Source organism: Streptomyces sp. NPDC031340, assembly GCF_055569945.1.
In genome coordinates this window covers 76,374-90,596 of sequence record NZ_JBVIIE010000031.1, presented here as the reverse complement: position 1 = coordinate 90,596, position 14,223 = coordinate 76,374, and the positions used below count along the sequence as shown (strand labels likewise).

The 14,223-nt window shown below is 69.7% G+C and carries 15 protein-coding genes; all 15 read left to right on the top strand.

The window, feature by feature from the left end:
* The first annotated feature begins 3 nt into the window (after nt 1-3).
* The 15 genes from prmC to ACZ5GT_RS23995 all read left to right on the top strand — a co-directional run bounded on the left by prmC (nt 4) and on the right by ACZ5GT_RS23995 (nt 14,105).
* Nucleotides 4-849, top strand: a complete 846-nt coding sequence (prmC, locus tag ACZ5GT_RS24065) for a peptide chain release factor N(5)-glutamine methyltransferase (protein ID WP_469029460.1) — start codon at nt 4-6, stop codon at nt 847-849.
* Between the two features lie 61 nt (nt 850-910).
* The gene (locus tag ACZ5GT_RS24060; RefSeq protein WP_324786202.1) at nt 911-1,558 is read left to right on the top strand and encodes an L-threonylcarbamoyladenylate synthase; all 648 of its coding nucleotides are present in this window, start codon (nt 911-913) and stop codon (nt 1,556-1,558) included.
* Nucleotides 1,555-2,235 carry an arsenate reductase/protein-tyrosine-phosphatase family protein gene (locus tag ACZ5GT_RS24055; protein WP_469029454.1) on the top strand — a complete coding sequence of 227 codons (681 nt, stop codon included), beginning with the start codon at nt 1,555-1,557 and terminating at the stop codon, nt 2,233-2,235. The genes ACZ5GT_RS24060 and ACZ5GT_RS24055 overlap by 4 nt, the downstream gene beginning before the upstream one ends.
* Before the next feature lie 508 nt (nt 2,236-2,743).
* Nucleotides 2,744-3,982: a serine hydroxymethyltransferase gene (locus ACZ5GT_RS24050; RefSeq protein ID WP_469029451.1), complete on the top strand. Its 1,239-nt coding sequence runs from the start codon at nt 2,744-2,746 to the stop codon at nt 3,980-3,982.
* 128 nt (nt 3,983-4,110) lie between these two features.
* Nucleotides 4,111-5,439, top strand: a complete 1,329-nt coding sequence (locus tag ACZ5GT_RS24045) for an MraY family glycosyltransferase (protein WP_469029446.1) — start codon at nt 4,111-4,113, stop codon at nt 5,437-5,439.
* Nucleotides 5,440-5,755: 316 nt separating this feature from the next.
* Nucleotides 5,756-6,169 (top strand): hypothetical protein, encoded by a 414-nt coding sequence (locus tag ACZ5GT_RS24040; RefSeq protein ID WP_469029443.1) that lies wholly within the window; start codon nt 5,756-5,758, stop codon nt 6,167-6,169.
* Nucleotides 6,170-6,379: 210 nt separating this feature from the next.
* On the top strand, nt 6,380-7,213 hold the full coding sequence (atpB, locus tag ACZ5GT_RS24035; RefSeq protein WP_469029437.1) for a F0F1 ATP synthase subunit A: 834 nt from the start codon (nt 6,380-6,382) through the stop codon (nt 7,211-7,213).
* Between the two features lie 71 nt (nt 7,214-7,284).
* Nucleotides 7,285-7,506: an ATP synthase F0 subunit C gene (gene atpE, locus ACZ5GT_RS24030; RefSeq protein WP_037935955.1), complete on the top strand. Its 222-nt coding sequence runs from the start codon at nt 7,285-7,287 to the stop codon at nt 7,504-7,506.
* A gap of 42 nt (nt 7,507-7,548) precedes the next feature.
* Nucleotides 7,549-8,106, top strand: coding sequence for a F0F1 ATP synthase subunit B (locus ACZ5GT_RS24025; protein WP_469029433.1), 558 nt, complete (start codon nt 7,549-7,551; stop codon nt 8,104-8,106).
* Nucleotides 8,103-8,918 carry a F0F1 ATP synthase subunit delta gene (locus ACZ5GT_RS24020; protein WP_469029429.1) on the top strand — a complete coding sequence of 272 codons (816 nt, stop codon included), beginning with the start codon at nt 8,103-8,105 and terminating at the stop codon, nt 8,916-8,918. The genes ACZ5GT_RS24025 and ACZ5GT_RS24020 overlap by 4 nt, the downstream gene beginning before the upstream one ends.
* Before the next feature lie 130 nt (nt 8,919-9,048).
* Complete coding sequence (gene atpA, locus ACZ5GT_RS24015) at nt 9,049-10,641, top strand: F0F1 ATP synthase subunit alpha (protein WP_398280454.1); 1,593 nt, start codon at nt 9,049-9,051, stop codon at nt 10,639-10,641.
* A gap of 20 nt (nt 10,642-10,661) precedes the next feature.
* Entirely contained in the window at nt 10,662-11,576 is a 915-nt protein-coding gene (locus tag ACZ5GT_RS24010) for a F0F1 ATP synthase subunit gamma (RefSeq protein ID WP_469029423.1), read from the top strand.
* Nucleotides 11,576-13,012, top strand: coding sequence for a F0F1 ATP synthase subunit beta (gene atpD, locus ACZ5GT_RS24005; protein WP_469029419.1), 1,437 nt, complete (start codon nt 11,576-11,578; stop codon nt 13,010-13,012). Before ACZ5GT_RS24010 ends, atpD begins: the two co-directional genes overlap by 1 nt.
* Before the next feature lie 129 nt (nt 13,013-13,141).
* Complete coding sequence (locus ACZ5GT_RS24000) at nt 13,142-13,516, top strand: F0F1 ATP synthase subunit epsilon (protein WP_469029415.1); 375 nt, start codon at nt 13,142-13,144, stop codon at nt 13,514-13,516.
* Nucleotides 13,517-13,658: 142 nt separating this feature from the next.
* Complete coding sequence (locus ACZ5GT_RS23995) at nt 13,659-14,105, top strand: DUF2550 domain-containing protein (RefSeq protein WP_469029410.1); 447 nt, start codon at nt 13,659-13,661, stop codon at nt 14,103-14,105.
* The last annotated feature ends 118 nt before the right edge of the window (nt 14,106-14,223 follow it).

Here is a 14,223-nt window from a genome sequence, read left to right as displayed (position 1 = left end):
TGCGTGAACCTGCTGCTCGCGGAGGTGGCACAGGCCACCCAGCGGCTGGCCGACGCCGGCGTGCCCTCGCCGCGCAACGACGCGGAGGAGCTCGCCGCGTTCGTGCACGGCGTGAAGCGGGGCGAGCTGCACTCCGTGAAGGACTCGGACTTCGACGCCCGCTACTGGGAGGTCATCGCCCGACGTGAACAGCGCGAGCCGCTGCAGCACATCACCGGGCGGGCCTACTTCCGCTACCTCGAACTCCACGTCGGACCGGGTGTGTTCGTGCCGCGGCCCGAGACGGAGTCGGTGGTCGGCTGGGCGATAGACGCCGTCCGCGCGATGGACGTCGTGGAGCCCTGCATCGTCGATCTGTGCACGGGCTCCGGCGCCATCGCGCTCGCCCTCGCCCAGGAGGTCCCGCGCTCGCGCGTGCACGCCGTGGAGCTGTCCGAGGACGCGCTGCGGTGGACCCGGAAGAACGTGGAGGGCTCCCGCGTCGACCTGCGCCAGGGCGACGCGCTGACCGCCTTCCACGACCTCGACGGCCAGGTCGACCTGGTCATCTCCAACCCGCCCTACATCCCGCTGACCGAATGGGAGTACGTCGCTCCCGAGGCGCGGGACTACGATCCCGAACTCGCCCTGTTCTCAGGGGAGGACGGCCTGGACCTGATCCGCGGCCTGGAGCGCACCGCGCACCGGCTGCTGCGCCCCGGCGGCGTCGTCGTCGTGGAGCACGCGGACACCCAGGGCGGCCAGGTGCCGTGGATCTTCACCGAGGAACGTGGCTGGGCCGACGCGGCCGACCACCCCGACCTCAACAACCGCCCGCGGTTCGCCACCGCGCGTAAGGCGCTGCCGTGAGCACCCCCGACGCTTCGATCCCGCAGTACGTGTACTTCGTGTACGAGGAGGCCCGCTAGATATGGCACGGCGATACGACACCAACGACGCGACCGACCGCACGACCGGTCTGCGTGAGGCCGCGTCCGCCGTCCGTCGTGGCGAGCTCGTGGTGCTGCCCACGGACACGGTGTACGGCATCGGCGCCGACGCGTTCTCCTCGGAGGCGGTGGCGGACCTGCTGGCGGCCAAGGGCCGGGGCCGCAACATGCCCACCCCCGTGCTGATCGGCTCCCCGAACACCCTCCACGGTCTCGTCACCGACTTCTCCGAGCTGGCCTGGGAACTGGTCGACGCCTTCTGGCCGGGCGCGCTCACGCTCGTCGCCAAGCACCAGCCGTCCCTGCAGTGGGACCTCGGCGACACCCGGGGCACCGTCGCCGTGCGGATGCCGCTGCACCCGGTCGCCATCGAACTGCTCACCGAGGTCGGCCCGATGGCGGTGTCCTCGGCGAACCTGACCGGGCACCCGGCGCCGGAGAACTGCGACGCGGCCCAGGAGATGCTCGGCGACTCGGTGTCCGTGTACCTGGACGGCGGCCCGACCCCGGGCAACGTCCCGTCCTCGATCGTCGACGTCAGCGGCCGGGTGCCGGTGCTGCTGCGTGAGGGCGCCCTGTCGGCCGACGAGCTGCGGAAGGTCGTACCCGACCTCGAGGTGGCGAATTGACGTCCCCTGACGCGGGGCGTGGCATAGGCAACCTGGAAAGCGCGGCGGAGATCACGACGACGTTCGTGGGGCTTCCGCGCGACAGCTTCCGGATCCTCCACGTCAGCACCGGCAACGTGTGCCGCTCGCCCATCACCGAGCGGCTGACCCGGCATTACGTGAGCCAGCGGCTCGGCATCCTGGGCCGCGCGCTGATCGTGGAGAGCGCCGGCACCTGGGGCCACGAGGGCGCGCCCATGGAGGCCAACGCGGAGCAGGTCCTCGCCGACTTCGGCGCGGACCCCTCCGGCTTCGTCGGCCGGGAACTCCTCGACGAGCACGTGATCATGGCCGATCTGGTGCTGACCGCTACCCGCGACCACCGCGCCCAGGTCATCTCCATGGGCCACTCGGCGGGCCTGCGCACCTTCACGCTCAAGGAGTTCACCCGCCTGGTGAAGGCGATAGACCCGGCCACCCTGCCCCCGCTGGAGGACGGCGTGGTGACGCGCGCGCGTGCCCTGGTCCGCGCGGCCGCCGCGCTACGCGGGTGGCTCCTGGCGCCGACGGCCGAGGCGGACGAGGTCTACGACCCCTACGGCGCCCCGCTGCCCTTCTTCCGCTCCGTCGGCGACGAGATACACCAGGCCCTGGACCCGGTGGTGACGGCCCTGACAGGAGTACCGGCCCGCATGTGACCCACGCCCCGGCCTCGCCCCGCCGAGCCACCACACCGGCTCGACACCTACAGCCCCCGGGCCCCAGCGGCCCCCGAGCCACGCCTGGCGGCCTGCGGCCTGCGGCCTGGCGGCCTGCGGCCTGCGGCCTGGCGGCCTGGCGGCCTGCGGCCTGGCGGCCTGCGGCCTGGCGTAGTGGTGCAGGTGCGTGTCCTGGGCCGTCGGGGTGTCGCGCGGGTGGAATTCGGTGCGGTGGGTTGACGTGCTGGAGGGGCGTCAGGGCTGCGCCGGAGCGGCTGGGGGCGTGGGGTGCCGGTCGACGGGTACCGCGCGCCGTGCGCGGTCTTCAGGGCGCGGGCGCGGGCATGGCGGCGCCGCGGGCGGGGGCCGCTGTGCGGTGGTGATGTGGTGGGCCGGGTGGGTGGCGAGGGGGGCGTCCGGGCACTCGGGAGGGCGTCACGGCCGGGCGGGGCGGTGGTGCCGGGCCTACATTGGTCGTACGTCATCGTCGACGCCCCCGGAGCACACCATGCCGGTCACCCCCACGCGCGAGGCCCATGTCCTGCGGCGGCAGGACCCGGAACTGGCCGACATCCTGTTCGGCGAGCTCGACCGGCAGTCCACGACGCTCCAGCTGATCGCCGCCGAGAACTTCACCTCGCCCGCCGTGCTGGCCGCGCTCGGCTCGCCGCTGGCCAACAAGTACGCCGAGGGCTACCCCGGCGCCCGCTACCACGGCGGCTGCGAGATCGTCGACGTCGCCGAGCGCCTCGCCGTGGAGCGGGCCAAGGAGCTGTTCGGCGCCGAGCACGCCAACGTGCAGCCGCACTCCGGCTCGTCGGCCGTCCTCGCCGCCTACGCGGCGCTGCTGCGCCCCGGGGACACCGTCCTCGCCCTCGGCCTGCCCTACGGCGGCCACCTCACGCACGGCTCGCCCGCCAACTTCTCCGGCCGCTGGTTCGACTTCGTCGGCTACGGCGTCGACGCGGAGACCGGCCTGATCGACCACGACCAGGTGCGCACCCTGGCCCGCACCCGCCGGCCGAAGGCGATCGTGTGCGGGTCGATCGCCTATCCGCGCCACATCGACCACGCCTTCTTCCGTGAGGTCGCCGACGAGGTCGGCGCGTTCCTCATCGCCGACGCCGCGCACCCCATCGGGCTGGTCGCCGGGAAGGCGGCGCCCACCCCGGTGCCGTACGCCGACATCGTCTGCGCCACCACGCACAAGGTGCTGCGCGGTCCGCGCGGCGGGATGATCCTGTGCGGAGCCGAGCTCGCCGAGCGGGTCGACCGGGCCGTCTTCCCGTTCACCCAGGGCGGCGCGCAGATGCACACCATCGCCGCCAAGGCGGTCGCCTTCGGCGAGGCGGCGACACCGGCGTTCGCCGCGTACGCCCATCAGGTGGTCGCCAACGCGCGGGTGCTGGCGGCCCGCCTCGCCGCCGAGGGGCTGGTGGTGACCACCGGCGGCACGGACACCCACCTGATCACCGCCGACCCCGCGCCGCTCGGCGTGGACGGACGCACCGCGCGCGGGCGGCTGGCCGCCGCCGGGATGGTCCTGGACTGCTGCGCGCTGCCGCACGGGGACGGCCGGGGCCTCAGGCTGGGCACGGCCGCGGTGACCACCCAGGGCATGGGCCAGGGGGAGATGGTGTTCCTCGCCGGTCTGCTCGCCGGCGTGCTGCGCGGCGAGGTGGAGAGCCAGAAGGCGCGTGCGGAGGTGCGCGAGCTGGCCGGTAGATTTCCGCCGTACTCCGGCTGAACGGGGGTAGCCGCACGGCTTGCACAGGCTCGCGTGCAACCATCGTCGATACCCGGAAGTCCCCACTGGTATGCGTCCGTCGCTAGGGTGTGGGGCTGTGATGGCCAGCGAGACCTGTGGGGAAGCCCGTGCGTGAATACCTGCTGACGCTCTGCATCACGGCCGCGGTGACGTATCTGCTGACAGGGCCGGTACGGAAGTTCGCGATCGTGGCCGGGGCGATGCCGGAGATCCGGGCACGCGACGTGCACCGGGAACCCACCCCGCGGCTCGGCGGTATCGCGATGTTCTTCGGCCTGTGCGCGGGCCTGCTGGTCGCGGACCACCTGACCAATCTCAGCGAGGTCTTCGAGAAGTCCAGCGAGCCGCGGGCGCTGCTGTCCGGCGCGGCGCTGATCTGGCTGATCGGCGTGCTGGACGACAAGTTCGAGATCGACGCGCTGATCAAGCTGGGCGGCCAGATGATCGCCGCCGGCGTCATGGTCATGCAGGGTCTGACGATCCTGTGGCTGCCCATCCCGAGCGTCGGCAACGTGGCGCTGACCCAGTGGCAGGGCACCCTGCTGACGGTGGCGCTCGTCGTCATCACCATCAACGCGGTGAACTTCGTCGACGGCCTGGACGGCCTCGCCTCCGGCATGGTGTGCATCGCCGCCACCGCGTTCTTCCTGTACGCCTACCGGATCTGGTACTCGTACGGCATCGAGGCCGCCGCCCCCGCCACGCTGTTCTCGGCCATCCTGATGGGCATGTGCATCGGCTTCCTGCCGCACAACATGCACCCGGCGCGGATCTTCATGGGCGACTCCGGCTCGATGCTGATCGGCCTGGTGCTGGCCGCGGGTGCGATCTCCATCACGGGGCAGGTCGACCCGGACGCGCTGAAGCTGTTCGTCGGGTCCGAGAAGGCGGCCGTGCACCAGACGGTGCCCGTCTACATCCCGCTGCTGCTGCCGCTGACGATCATCGCGGTGCCGACCGCCGACCTGGTGCTGGCGATCGTGCGGCGCACCTGGCGCGGCCAGTCGCCGTTCGCGGCCGACCGCGGTCACCTGCACCACCGGCTGCTGGAGATCGGCCACTCGCACAGCCGGGCGGTGCTGATCATGTACTTCTGGTCGGCCCTGATCGCCTTCGGCGCCCTGGCCTACTCCGTCAACTCGGCGTCCATGTGGATCGGGCTGAGCGTGGTGATCCTCAGCGCGCTGGGGCTGGTGCTGCTCCTGCTGCCGCGCTTCACCCCGCGGGCGCCGCGCTGGGCGGAGGCCTTCGTGCCGCCGCGCTACCGCCGGCGCAGGGCGGTCGCCGAGGCCGCGTCCACCCCGGCGCACGCGTCCCCGGCAGAGGAGGGGCCCCGCCCTCCGGTCGTCGCCGGGACCTCCGGAGTCAACGGGGCGACCGCCGTCAGCCACCGTTCTCGCTCGCTGGACCGACGGAAGGCCGGGACGTCGGGCTGACGGCCTGGACTGACGGTCGCAAGGTAAGAATCTGACTAGAGCATTGCCAAGTCGTGGGGGAGCAAAGCCCGCCAATACCAGACAATTCGGCGCTGTTTCCGCACAGACGCGCAGGGTCACTCTCATGTGTGACAGCAAGCACACCCGCTTGGTAAAGACCGCATCAAATAGTTTGTGATACGGTTCACGAGAACCCCGGACAAAGCCCAAGGACCGCGATACGACGGTCCCTTGGTCGTGAGGTTCCCTCTCACCCCGGGACTACGCTCGTCCATGACGACACCCCTGCCCCCTGTGAAAAAGCGGAGTTGCCGCCATGCCGTCATCTGACGCCCGGAACCTGCTCCAGGCCGCTGTCCCCACAGCCGCCGTCGGCGCGATCGCCGTCGGTGTCAGCGCTGTGGTCGCCGGCGGCAAGGGGGCGATCGGGGCGGTCGTCGCGACGCTGGTCGTGATCCTCTTCATGGGACTGGGGCTCTACGTTCTGCAGCGCACCGCCAGATCGCTTCCGCACCTGTTCCAGGCCATGGGGCTGATGCTGTACGCCGCGCAGATCCTGCTCCTGTTCGTCTTCATGGCCGTGTTCAAGCACACGACGCTGTTCCACCCCAAAGCTTTCGCGATCACGCTGGTCGTCGGCACGCTCGCGTGGATCGCCGCACAGACACGTGCCCATATGAAGTCGAAGATCCTCTATGTCGAGCCCGAAAAGTCGGAGCACTCGTCGTGAGGGATAGGGCTGGGATAAAGACGTCTGAGAGATCCTGCTATCGTCCGGTGCCAACTGCGGCATCGCGGGCGCGGGCATCCGAGCTGACGCCTGATCGATCGCGAGGCGAGATGCCCCACAGCCGCCACCACATCCGTAACACCAGTCCCGTGCCGAACCGCGGCCGTGTGCCGCGCCGACACAACGAGGTTGCCGTACCTATGCGCCACGATGAAGGAGCCCGCGGTGAGTGCTGACCCGACGCAGGTGCTCGCCTTCGAGTCCGACTGCCACCTCTTCGATGGTTGTGGCTTCCCGGCTCCGGGCCTGCACTCGTTCCTCTTCGAACCGCTCTGGGGCAACGCAGACGGCCTGTACTTCAACAAGCCGATGCTGCTCGCGCTGCTCGGTTCGATCATCGTGGTCGGCTTCTTCTGGGCCGCGTTCGCCAGGCCGAAGATGGTGCCCGGCAAGCTGCAGATGGTCGCCGAGGCCGGCTACGACTTCGTACGCCGCGGCATCGTCTACGAGACGATCGGCAAGAAGGAGGGCGAGAAGTACGTCCCGCTCGCCGTCGCCCTGTTCTTCTTCATCTGGATGATGAACCTCTGGTCGATCATCCCGGTCGCGAGCTTCCCGGTCACGTCGATCATCGCCTACCCGATGGTGCTGGCCCTCATCGTCTACGTCACCTGGGTCTCCCTGACGTTCAAGAGGCACGGGTTCGTCGGCTTCTTCAAGAACGTGACGGGCTACGACAAGACGCTCGGCCCGGTGCTGCCGCTCTCGATGACCATCGAGTTCTTCTCGAACCTGCTGGTCCGCCCGTTCACGCACGCCGTCCGGCTCTTCGCGAACATGTTCGCCGGCCACACGCTGCTGCTGCTCTTCACGATCGCCAGCTGGTACATGCTGAACGGCATCGGCATCGCCTACTCCGGTGTCTCGTTCGTGATGGTCCTCATCATGACCGCCTTCGAACTCTTCATCCAGGCTGTCCAGGCGTACGTGTTCGTGCTTCTGACCTGCAGCTACATCCAGGGTGCGCTCGCCGAGCACCACTGAGCCCCCGCCCCGCTCCCGCAATCGTCCGGTGGCCAACCCCCACCGGTCCGTAAAGAGAAGGAAGAACTGGCATGTCTACCCTTGCTGCTGTCACCGGTGACCTCGGTTCCGTCGGTTACGGTCTCGCGGCCATCGGCCCCGGCGTAGGTATCGGCATCATCTTCGGTAACGGCACCCAGGCTCTCGCCCGTCAGCCCGAGGCGGCCGGTCTGATCCGCGCCAACCAGATCCTGGGCTTCGCCTTCTGTGAGGCGCTGGCCCTGATCGGCCTCGTCATGCCGTTCGTCTACTAAGACGAACGACAACGACAGCCCCATTCGACGAAAGGCACTGATGTGAACCCCCTGGTTCAGCTGGCGGCCGAGGCGGAGAAGGAGAACCCCCTCGTTCCGCCGTGGCCGGAGCTCGTCATCGGCCTGATCGCCTTCGTCATCGTCTTCGGCTTCCTCGCCAAGAAGCTCCTTCCGACCATCAACAAGGTCCTGGAAGAGCGTCGCGAGGCCATCGAGGGCGGTATCGAGAAGGCCGAGGCCGCGCAGACCGAGGCCCAGAGCGTCCTTGAGCAGTACAAGGCTCAGCTCGCCGAGGCCCGGCACGAGGCCGCGCGTCTGCGCCAGGAGGCGCAGGAGCAGGGCGCCGCGCTCATCGCCGAGATGCGCGCCGAGGGCCAGCGGCAGCGCGAGGAGATCGTCGCCGCCGGTCACGCCCAGATCGAGGCCGACCGCAAGGCCGCCGCGTCCGCGCTGCGCCAGGACGTCGGCAAGCTCGCCACCGAACTGGCCGGCAAGCTCGTCGGCGAGTCCCTCGAGGACCACGCCCGGCAGAGCCGTGTGATCGACCGTTTCCTTGACGAGCTCGACGACAAGGCGACGAAGGCCGAGGCCACGCGATGAACGGAGCGAGCCGCGAGGCCCTGGCAGCCGCACGCGAGCGTCTCGACGCGCTGACGGACTCCACGTCCGTGGACGCCGGCTCGCTCGCCGACGAGCTGGCCGCCGTCACCGCGCTGCTCGACCGCGAGGTCGGCCTGCGTCGGGTCCTGACCGACCCGGCGCAGTCCGGTGAGGCCAAGGCCGGTCTGGCCCAGCGCCTGTTCGGCAGCCAGGTCAGCGGTCCCGCCGCCGACCTGGTGTCCGGCATGGTGCGCTCCCGCTGGTCGCAGTCCCGCGACCTGGCGGACGCGCTCGAGGAGCTGGCGAACATCGCCGACCTCACCGCCGCCCAGCGGGCGGGCACGCTCGACGACGTCGAGGACGAGCTGTTCCGGTTCGGCCGGATCCTCACCTCGAACACCGCGCTGCGCGCCGCGCTGACCGACCGCAACGCTTCCGTACCGGCCAAGGTCGAGCTGCTGCACCGGCTGCTCGGCGGCCGGGCCGCCGCGACGACCGAGCGTCTGGTGGTGCGTCTTGTGAGCGCGCCGCGGGGACGTAGCCTGGAGACGGGACTGGACTCCCTGTCCAAGCTGGCCGCCGAGCGCCGGGACCGACTGGTGGCCGTGGTCACCTCGGCGGTGCCGCTGAGCGACGCGCAGAAGCAGCGCCTGGGCGCCGTCCTGGCGAAGCTCTACGGGCGCCGCATGCACCTGAACATCGACGTGGACCCCGAAGTTCTCGGCGGGATCCGGGTGCAGGTCGGCGACGAGGTCATCAACGGCTCCATCGCGGACCGCATCGAGGACGCCGGCCGCCGACTGGCGAGCTAGCAGCAACTTCATAAGCAAGACGTACTGACGGCCCTGGTTGGGCCGTGCAGAGGATTCACCTCTTTCAGGGGGGAGTCCCCATCCCCCCAAAGTGAAACTTCGGGCCCAACAAGGAGAGCAGGGAACCCAGATGGCGGAGCTCACGATCCGGCCGGAGGAGATCCGGGACGCACTGGAGACCTTTGTCCAGTCGTACCAGCCGGACGCGGCCTCGCGCGAGGAGGTCGGTACGGTCACCCTTGCCGGCGACGGCATCGCGAAGGTCGAGGGCCTGCCCTCGGCCATGGCCAACGAACTGCTGAAGTTCGAGGACGGCACCCTCGGCCTCGCCCTCAACCTCGAGGAGCGCGAGATCGGTGCCATCGTGCTCGGCGAGTTCGCCGGCATCGAGGAGGGGCAGCCGGTCACCCGCACCGGTGAGGTGCTCTCCGTGGCCGTCGGCGAGGGCTACCTCGGCCGCGTCGTCGACCCGCTCGGCAACCCGATCGACGGCCTCGGCGAGATCGAGACGTCCGGCCGCCGCGCCCTCGAACTGCAGGCCCCCACGGTCATGCAGCGCAAGTCGGTGCACGAGCCGATGGAGACGGGCTACAAGGCCGTCGACGCGATGACCCCGATCGGCCGCGGCCAGCGTCAGCTGATCATCGGTGACCGCCAGACCGGCAAGACCGCCCTGGCCATCGACACGATCATCAACCAGCGCGACAACTGGCGCTCGGGCGACCCGAAGAAGCAGGTCCGCTGCATCTACGTCGCCATCGGCCAGAAGGGCTCCACCATCGCCGGCGTGCGCCGCGCGCTGGAGGAGAACGGCGCCCTGGAGTACACGACCATCGTCGCCGCCCCGGCGTCCGACCCGGCCGGCTTCAAGTACCTGGCGCCGTACACCGGTTCGGCCATCGGCCAGCAGTGGATGTACGAGGGCAAGCACGTCCTCATCATCTTCGACGACCTGTCGAAGCAGGCCGACGCCTACCGTGCCGTGTCGCTGCTGCTGCGCCGCCCGCCGGGCCGTGAGGCCTACCCGGGTGACGTCTTCTACCTGCACTCCCGTCTGCTGGAGCGCTGCGCGAAGCTCTCCGACGACCTGGGTGCCGGCTCGATGACCGGTCTGCCGATCGTCGAGACCAAGGCCAACGACGTCTCGGCGTTCATCCCGACCAACGTCATCTCCATCACCGACGGCCAGTGCTTCCTGGAGTCCGACCTGTTCAACGCCGGCCAGCGTCCGGCCCTGAACGTCGGTATCTCGGTCTCCCGCGTCGGTGGCTCGGCCCAGCACAAGGCGATGCGCCAGGTTTCCGGCCGTCTCCGCGTGGACCTCGCCCAGTACCGTGAGCTGGAGGCGTTCGCCGCCTTCGGTTCCGACCTGGACGCCGCGTCGAAGGCCTCGCTGGAGCGCGGTCAGCGCATGGTCGAGCTGCTGAAGCAGGCGCAGTACGAGCCGATGGCCACCGAGGACCAGGTCGTCTCCGTCTGGGCCGGCACCACCGGCAAGATGGACGAGGTCCCCGTCGCCGACATCCGCCGCTTCGAGAAGGAGCTGCTGGAGTACCTGCACCGCAAGGAGCAGGGCCTCATGACCTCCATCAAGGAGGGCGGCAAGATGTCCGACGACACCCTGACGGCCGTCGCCGACGCCATCGCGGAGTTCAAGAAGCAGTTCGAGACCTCGGACGGCAAGCTGCTCGGCGAGGACGCCCCTGCCACCTCCGGCAAGTGACGACGGAAGGGACCTGACTCATGGGAGCCCAGCTCCGGGTCTACAAGCGTCGTATCCGATCCGTCACCGCGACCAAGAAGATCACGAAGGCGATGGAGATGATCGCCGCCTCGCGCGTCGTCAAGGCGCAGCGCAAGGTGGCGGCCTCCACGCCGTACGCGAACGAGCTCACCCGAGCGGTCACGGCGGTCGGTACCGGTTCGAACACCAAGCACCCGCTCACCACGGAGGCGGAGAACCCGACCCGTGCCGCGGTCCTGCTCATGACGAGCGACCGCGGTCTGGCCGGCGCCTTCAACTCCAACGCCATCAAGGCGGCGGAGCAGCTGACCGAGCGTCTCGAGCGCGAGGGCAAGGAGGTCGACACGTACATCGTCGGCCGCCGCGGTGTCGCCCACTACAAGTTCCGTGAGCGCAAGATCGCGGAGTCCTGGGGCGGCTTCACCGACGAGCCCACGTACGCGGACGCCAAGAAGGTCGCGGCCCCGCTGATCGAGGCGATCGAGAAGGACACGGCGGACGGCGGCGTGGACGAACTCCACATCGTCTTCACCGAGTTCGTCTCGATGATGACGCAGACCGCACTCGGCGCCCGGCTGCTGCCGCTGCGTCTCGAAGAGGTGGCGCAGGAGAGGCCCCAGGGCGAGATCCTGCCGCTGTTCGACTTCGAGCCGTCGGCGGAGGACGTCCTCGACGCCCTGCTGCCGCGGTACGTCGAGAGCCGTATCTACAACGCGCTGCTCCAGTCGGCCGCTTCGAAGCACGCCGCCACGCGGCGCGCGATGAAGTCGGCCACGGACAACGCCGGTGAGCTGATCGAGACGCTCACCCGGCTTGCCAACCAGGCCCGCCAGGCCGAAATCACCCAGGAAATCAGCGAGATCGTCGGTGGCGCGAGCGCCCTGGCCGACGCGACCGCGGGGAGTGACCGCTAATGACCACCACTGTTGAGACCGCGACGGCTACGGGCCGCGTCGCCCGGGTCATCGGCCCGGTCGTCGACGTGGAGTTCCCCGTCGACGCGATGCCGGAGATCTACAACGCCCTGCACGTCGAGGTCGCCGACCCGGCGAACGCGGGCGAGAAGAAGACGCTGACCCTGGAGGTCGCCCAGCACCTGGGCGACGGCGTGATCCGCGCGATCTCCATGCAGCCCACCGACGGCCTGGTCCGCCAGGCCGCGGTGACCGACACGGGCACGGGCATCTCCGTCCCGGTCGGCGACTTCACCAAGGGCAAGGTGTTCAACACCCTCGGCGAGGTGCTGAACGTCGACGAGACCTACGACGGCGAGCGCTGGTCCATCCACCGCAAGGCCCCGGCGTTCGACCAGCTCGAGTCGAAGACCGAGATGTTCGAGACCGGCCTGAAGGTCGTCGACCTGCTGACCCCGTACGTCAAGGGCGGCAAGATCGGTCTGTTCGGTGGCGCCGGTGTCGGCAAGACCGTGCTGATCCAGGAAATGATCATGCGTGTCGCCAACCTCCACGAGGGCGTCTCCGTCTTCGCGGGCGTCGGCGAGCGCACCCGTGAGGGCAACGACCTCATCGCGGAGATGGAGGAGTCCGGCGTCCTCGACAAGACCGCGCTGGTCTTCGGTCAGATGGACGAGCCCCCGGGCACCCGTCTGCGCGTCGCCCTGGCCGGTCTGACGATGGCGGAGTACTTCCGCGACGTCCAGAAGCAGGACGTGCTGTTCTTCATCGACAACATCTTCCGCTTCACCCAGGCCGGTTCCGAGGTCTCCACGCTGCTCGGCCGCATGCCGTCCGCGGTGGGTTACCAGCCGAACCTGGCGGACGAGATGGGTCAGCTCCAGGAGCGCATCACCTCGACCCGCGGTCACTCGATCACCTCGATGCAGGCGATCTACGTCCCCGCGGACGACCTGACCGACCCGGCGCCGGCCACCACCTTCGCCCACCTCGACGCGACGACGGTGCTCTCCCGTCCGATCTCGGAGAAGGGCATCTACCCGGCCGTGGACCCGCTGGACTCCACGTCCCGGATCCTGGACCCCCGCTACATCGCGGCGGACCACTACAACGCGGCCATGCGCGTGAAGACGATCCTGCAGAAGTACAAGGACCTGCAGGACATCATCGCGATCCTCGGTATCGACGAGCTCGGCGAGGAGGACAAGCTCGTCGTCCACCGTGCCCGTCGCGTCGAGCGCTTCCTGTCCCAGAACACCCACGCCGCCAAGCAGTTCACCGGCGTGGACGGCTCGGACGTTCCGCTGGACGAGTCGATCGCCGCGTTCAACGCGATCTGCGACGGCGAGTACGACCACTTCCCCGAGCAGGCCTTCTTCATGTGCGGTGGTCTCGAGGACCTGAAGAAGAACGCGAAGGAGCTGGGCGTCTCCTGAGCCTCGCGCTCACTGTGAGCGGTGCTCATGTCAGAGGGGGCGGGGCTCGTCCCGCCCCCTCTCTCACGCCTACTAGACTTGTAACCAACACCCGGCAGACCCGCCGGGTGGTGACCCGAGGAGCCACCCTTGGCTGCTGAGCTGCACGTCGCGATGGTCGCGGCCGACCGAGAGGTCTGGTCCGGCGAGGCCACCCTGGTCGTCGCGCGCACCACGTCCGGCGACATCGGCATCATGCCCGGTCACCAGCCGCTGCTCGGTGTGCTGGAATCGGGCCCGGTGACCATCCGTACGAGTGATGGTGGAACGGTCGTCGCCGCTGTGCACGGCGGTTTCGTCTCGTTCGCGGACAACAAGCTGTCCCTGCTGGCAGAGATCGCCGAGCTCTCGGACGAGATCGACGTCCAGCGCGCGGAGCGGGCGCGTGAGCGCGCGCAGGCCGACGCCGACGCCCACGCGCTGCGCCGTGCCGACGTACGACTGCGGGCAGCGGCGGCGCGCTGACCGCAGCGCGCCGTTCGATGACGTCACTCAGCCGCGGCTGGGACCGGAGCGATCCGGTGCCCGCCGCGGCTGAGGCAAATCTGGATGATTTTTCCGTTCCGTTACCTGTACGGGTACCTAGGAGACGAGGAGGTCGGTGCCGATGGTCCTCGCTCTGACTGTGTGCGGAATCGTCGTCGCCCTCGTGGTGCTGGGGCTGTTCGTCTTCGGTCTGCGGCGCAGGCTCATCCAGCGCTCGGGCGGCACCTTCGACTGCAGTCTGCGCTGGGACGTGACGGAGAAACCCGACACCAGCGGCAAGGGCTGGAGCTACGGCGTCGCCCGCTACAACGGCGACCGCATCGAGTGGTACCGCGTCTTCTCCTACGCCTACCGGCCGCGCCGCACCCTGGAGCGCGCGGCGATCGAGGTCGCCGGCCGCCGTCTGCCCGAGGGCGAGGAGGAGCTGGCGCTGCTGTCCGACGCCGTCGTCCTGGCCTGTCTGCACCGCGGCACGCGCCTCGAACTCGCCATGAGCGAGGACGCGTTGACCGGTTTCCTGGCCTGGCTGGAGGCGGCCCCGCCCGGCCAGAGGGTGAATGTGGCGTAGATCCGCCCCGCTTTCGGCGCGCATGAAGAAGCCCGGGGGGGGGGGGGGGGGGGGGGGGCCGCGGGGGGGGGGGGGGGGGGGGGGGGGGGGGGGGGGGGGGGGGGGGGGGGGCCCCCGA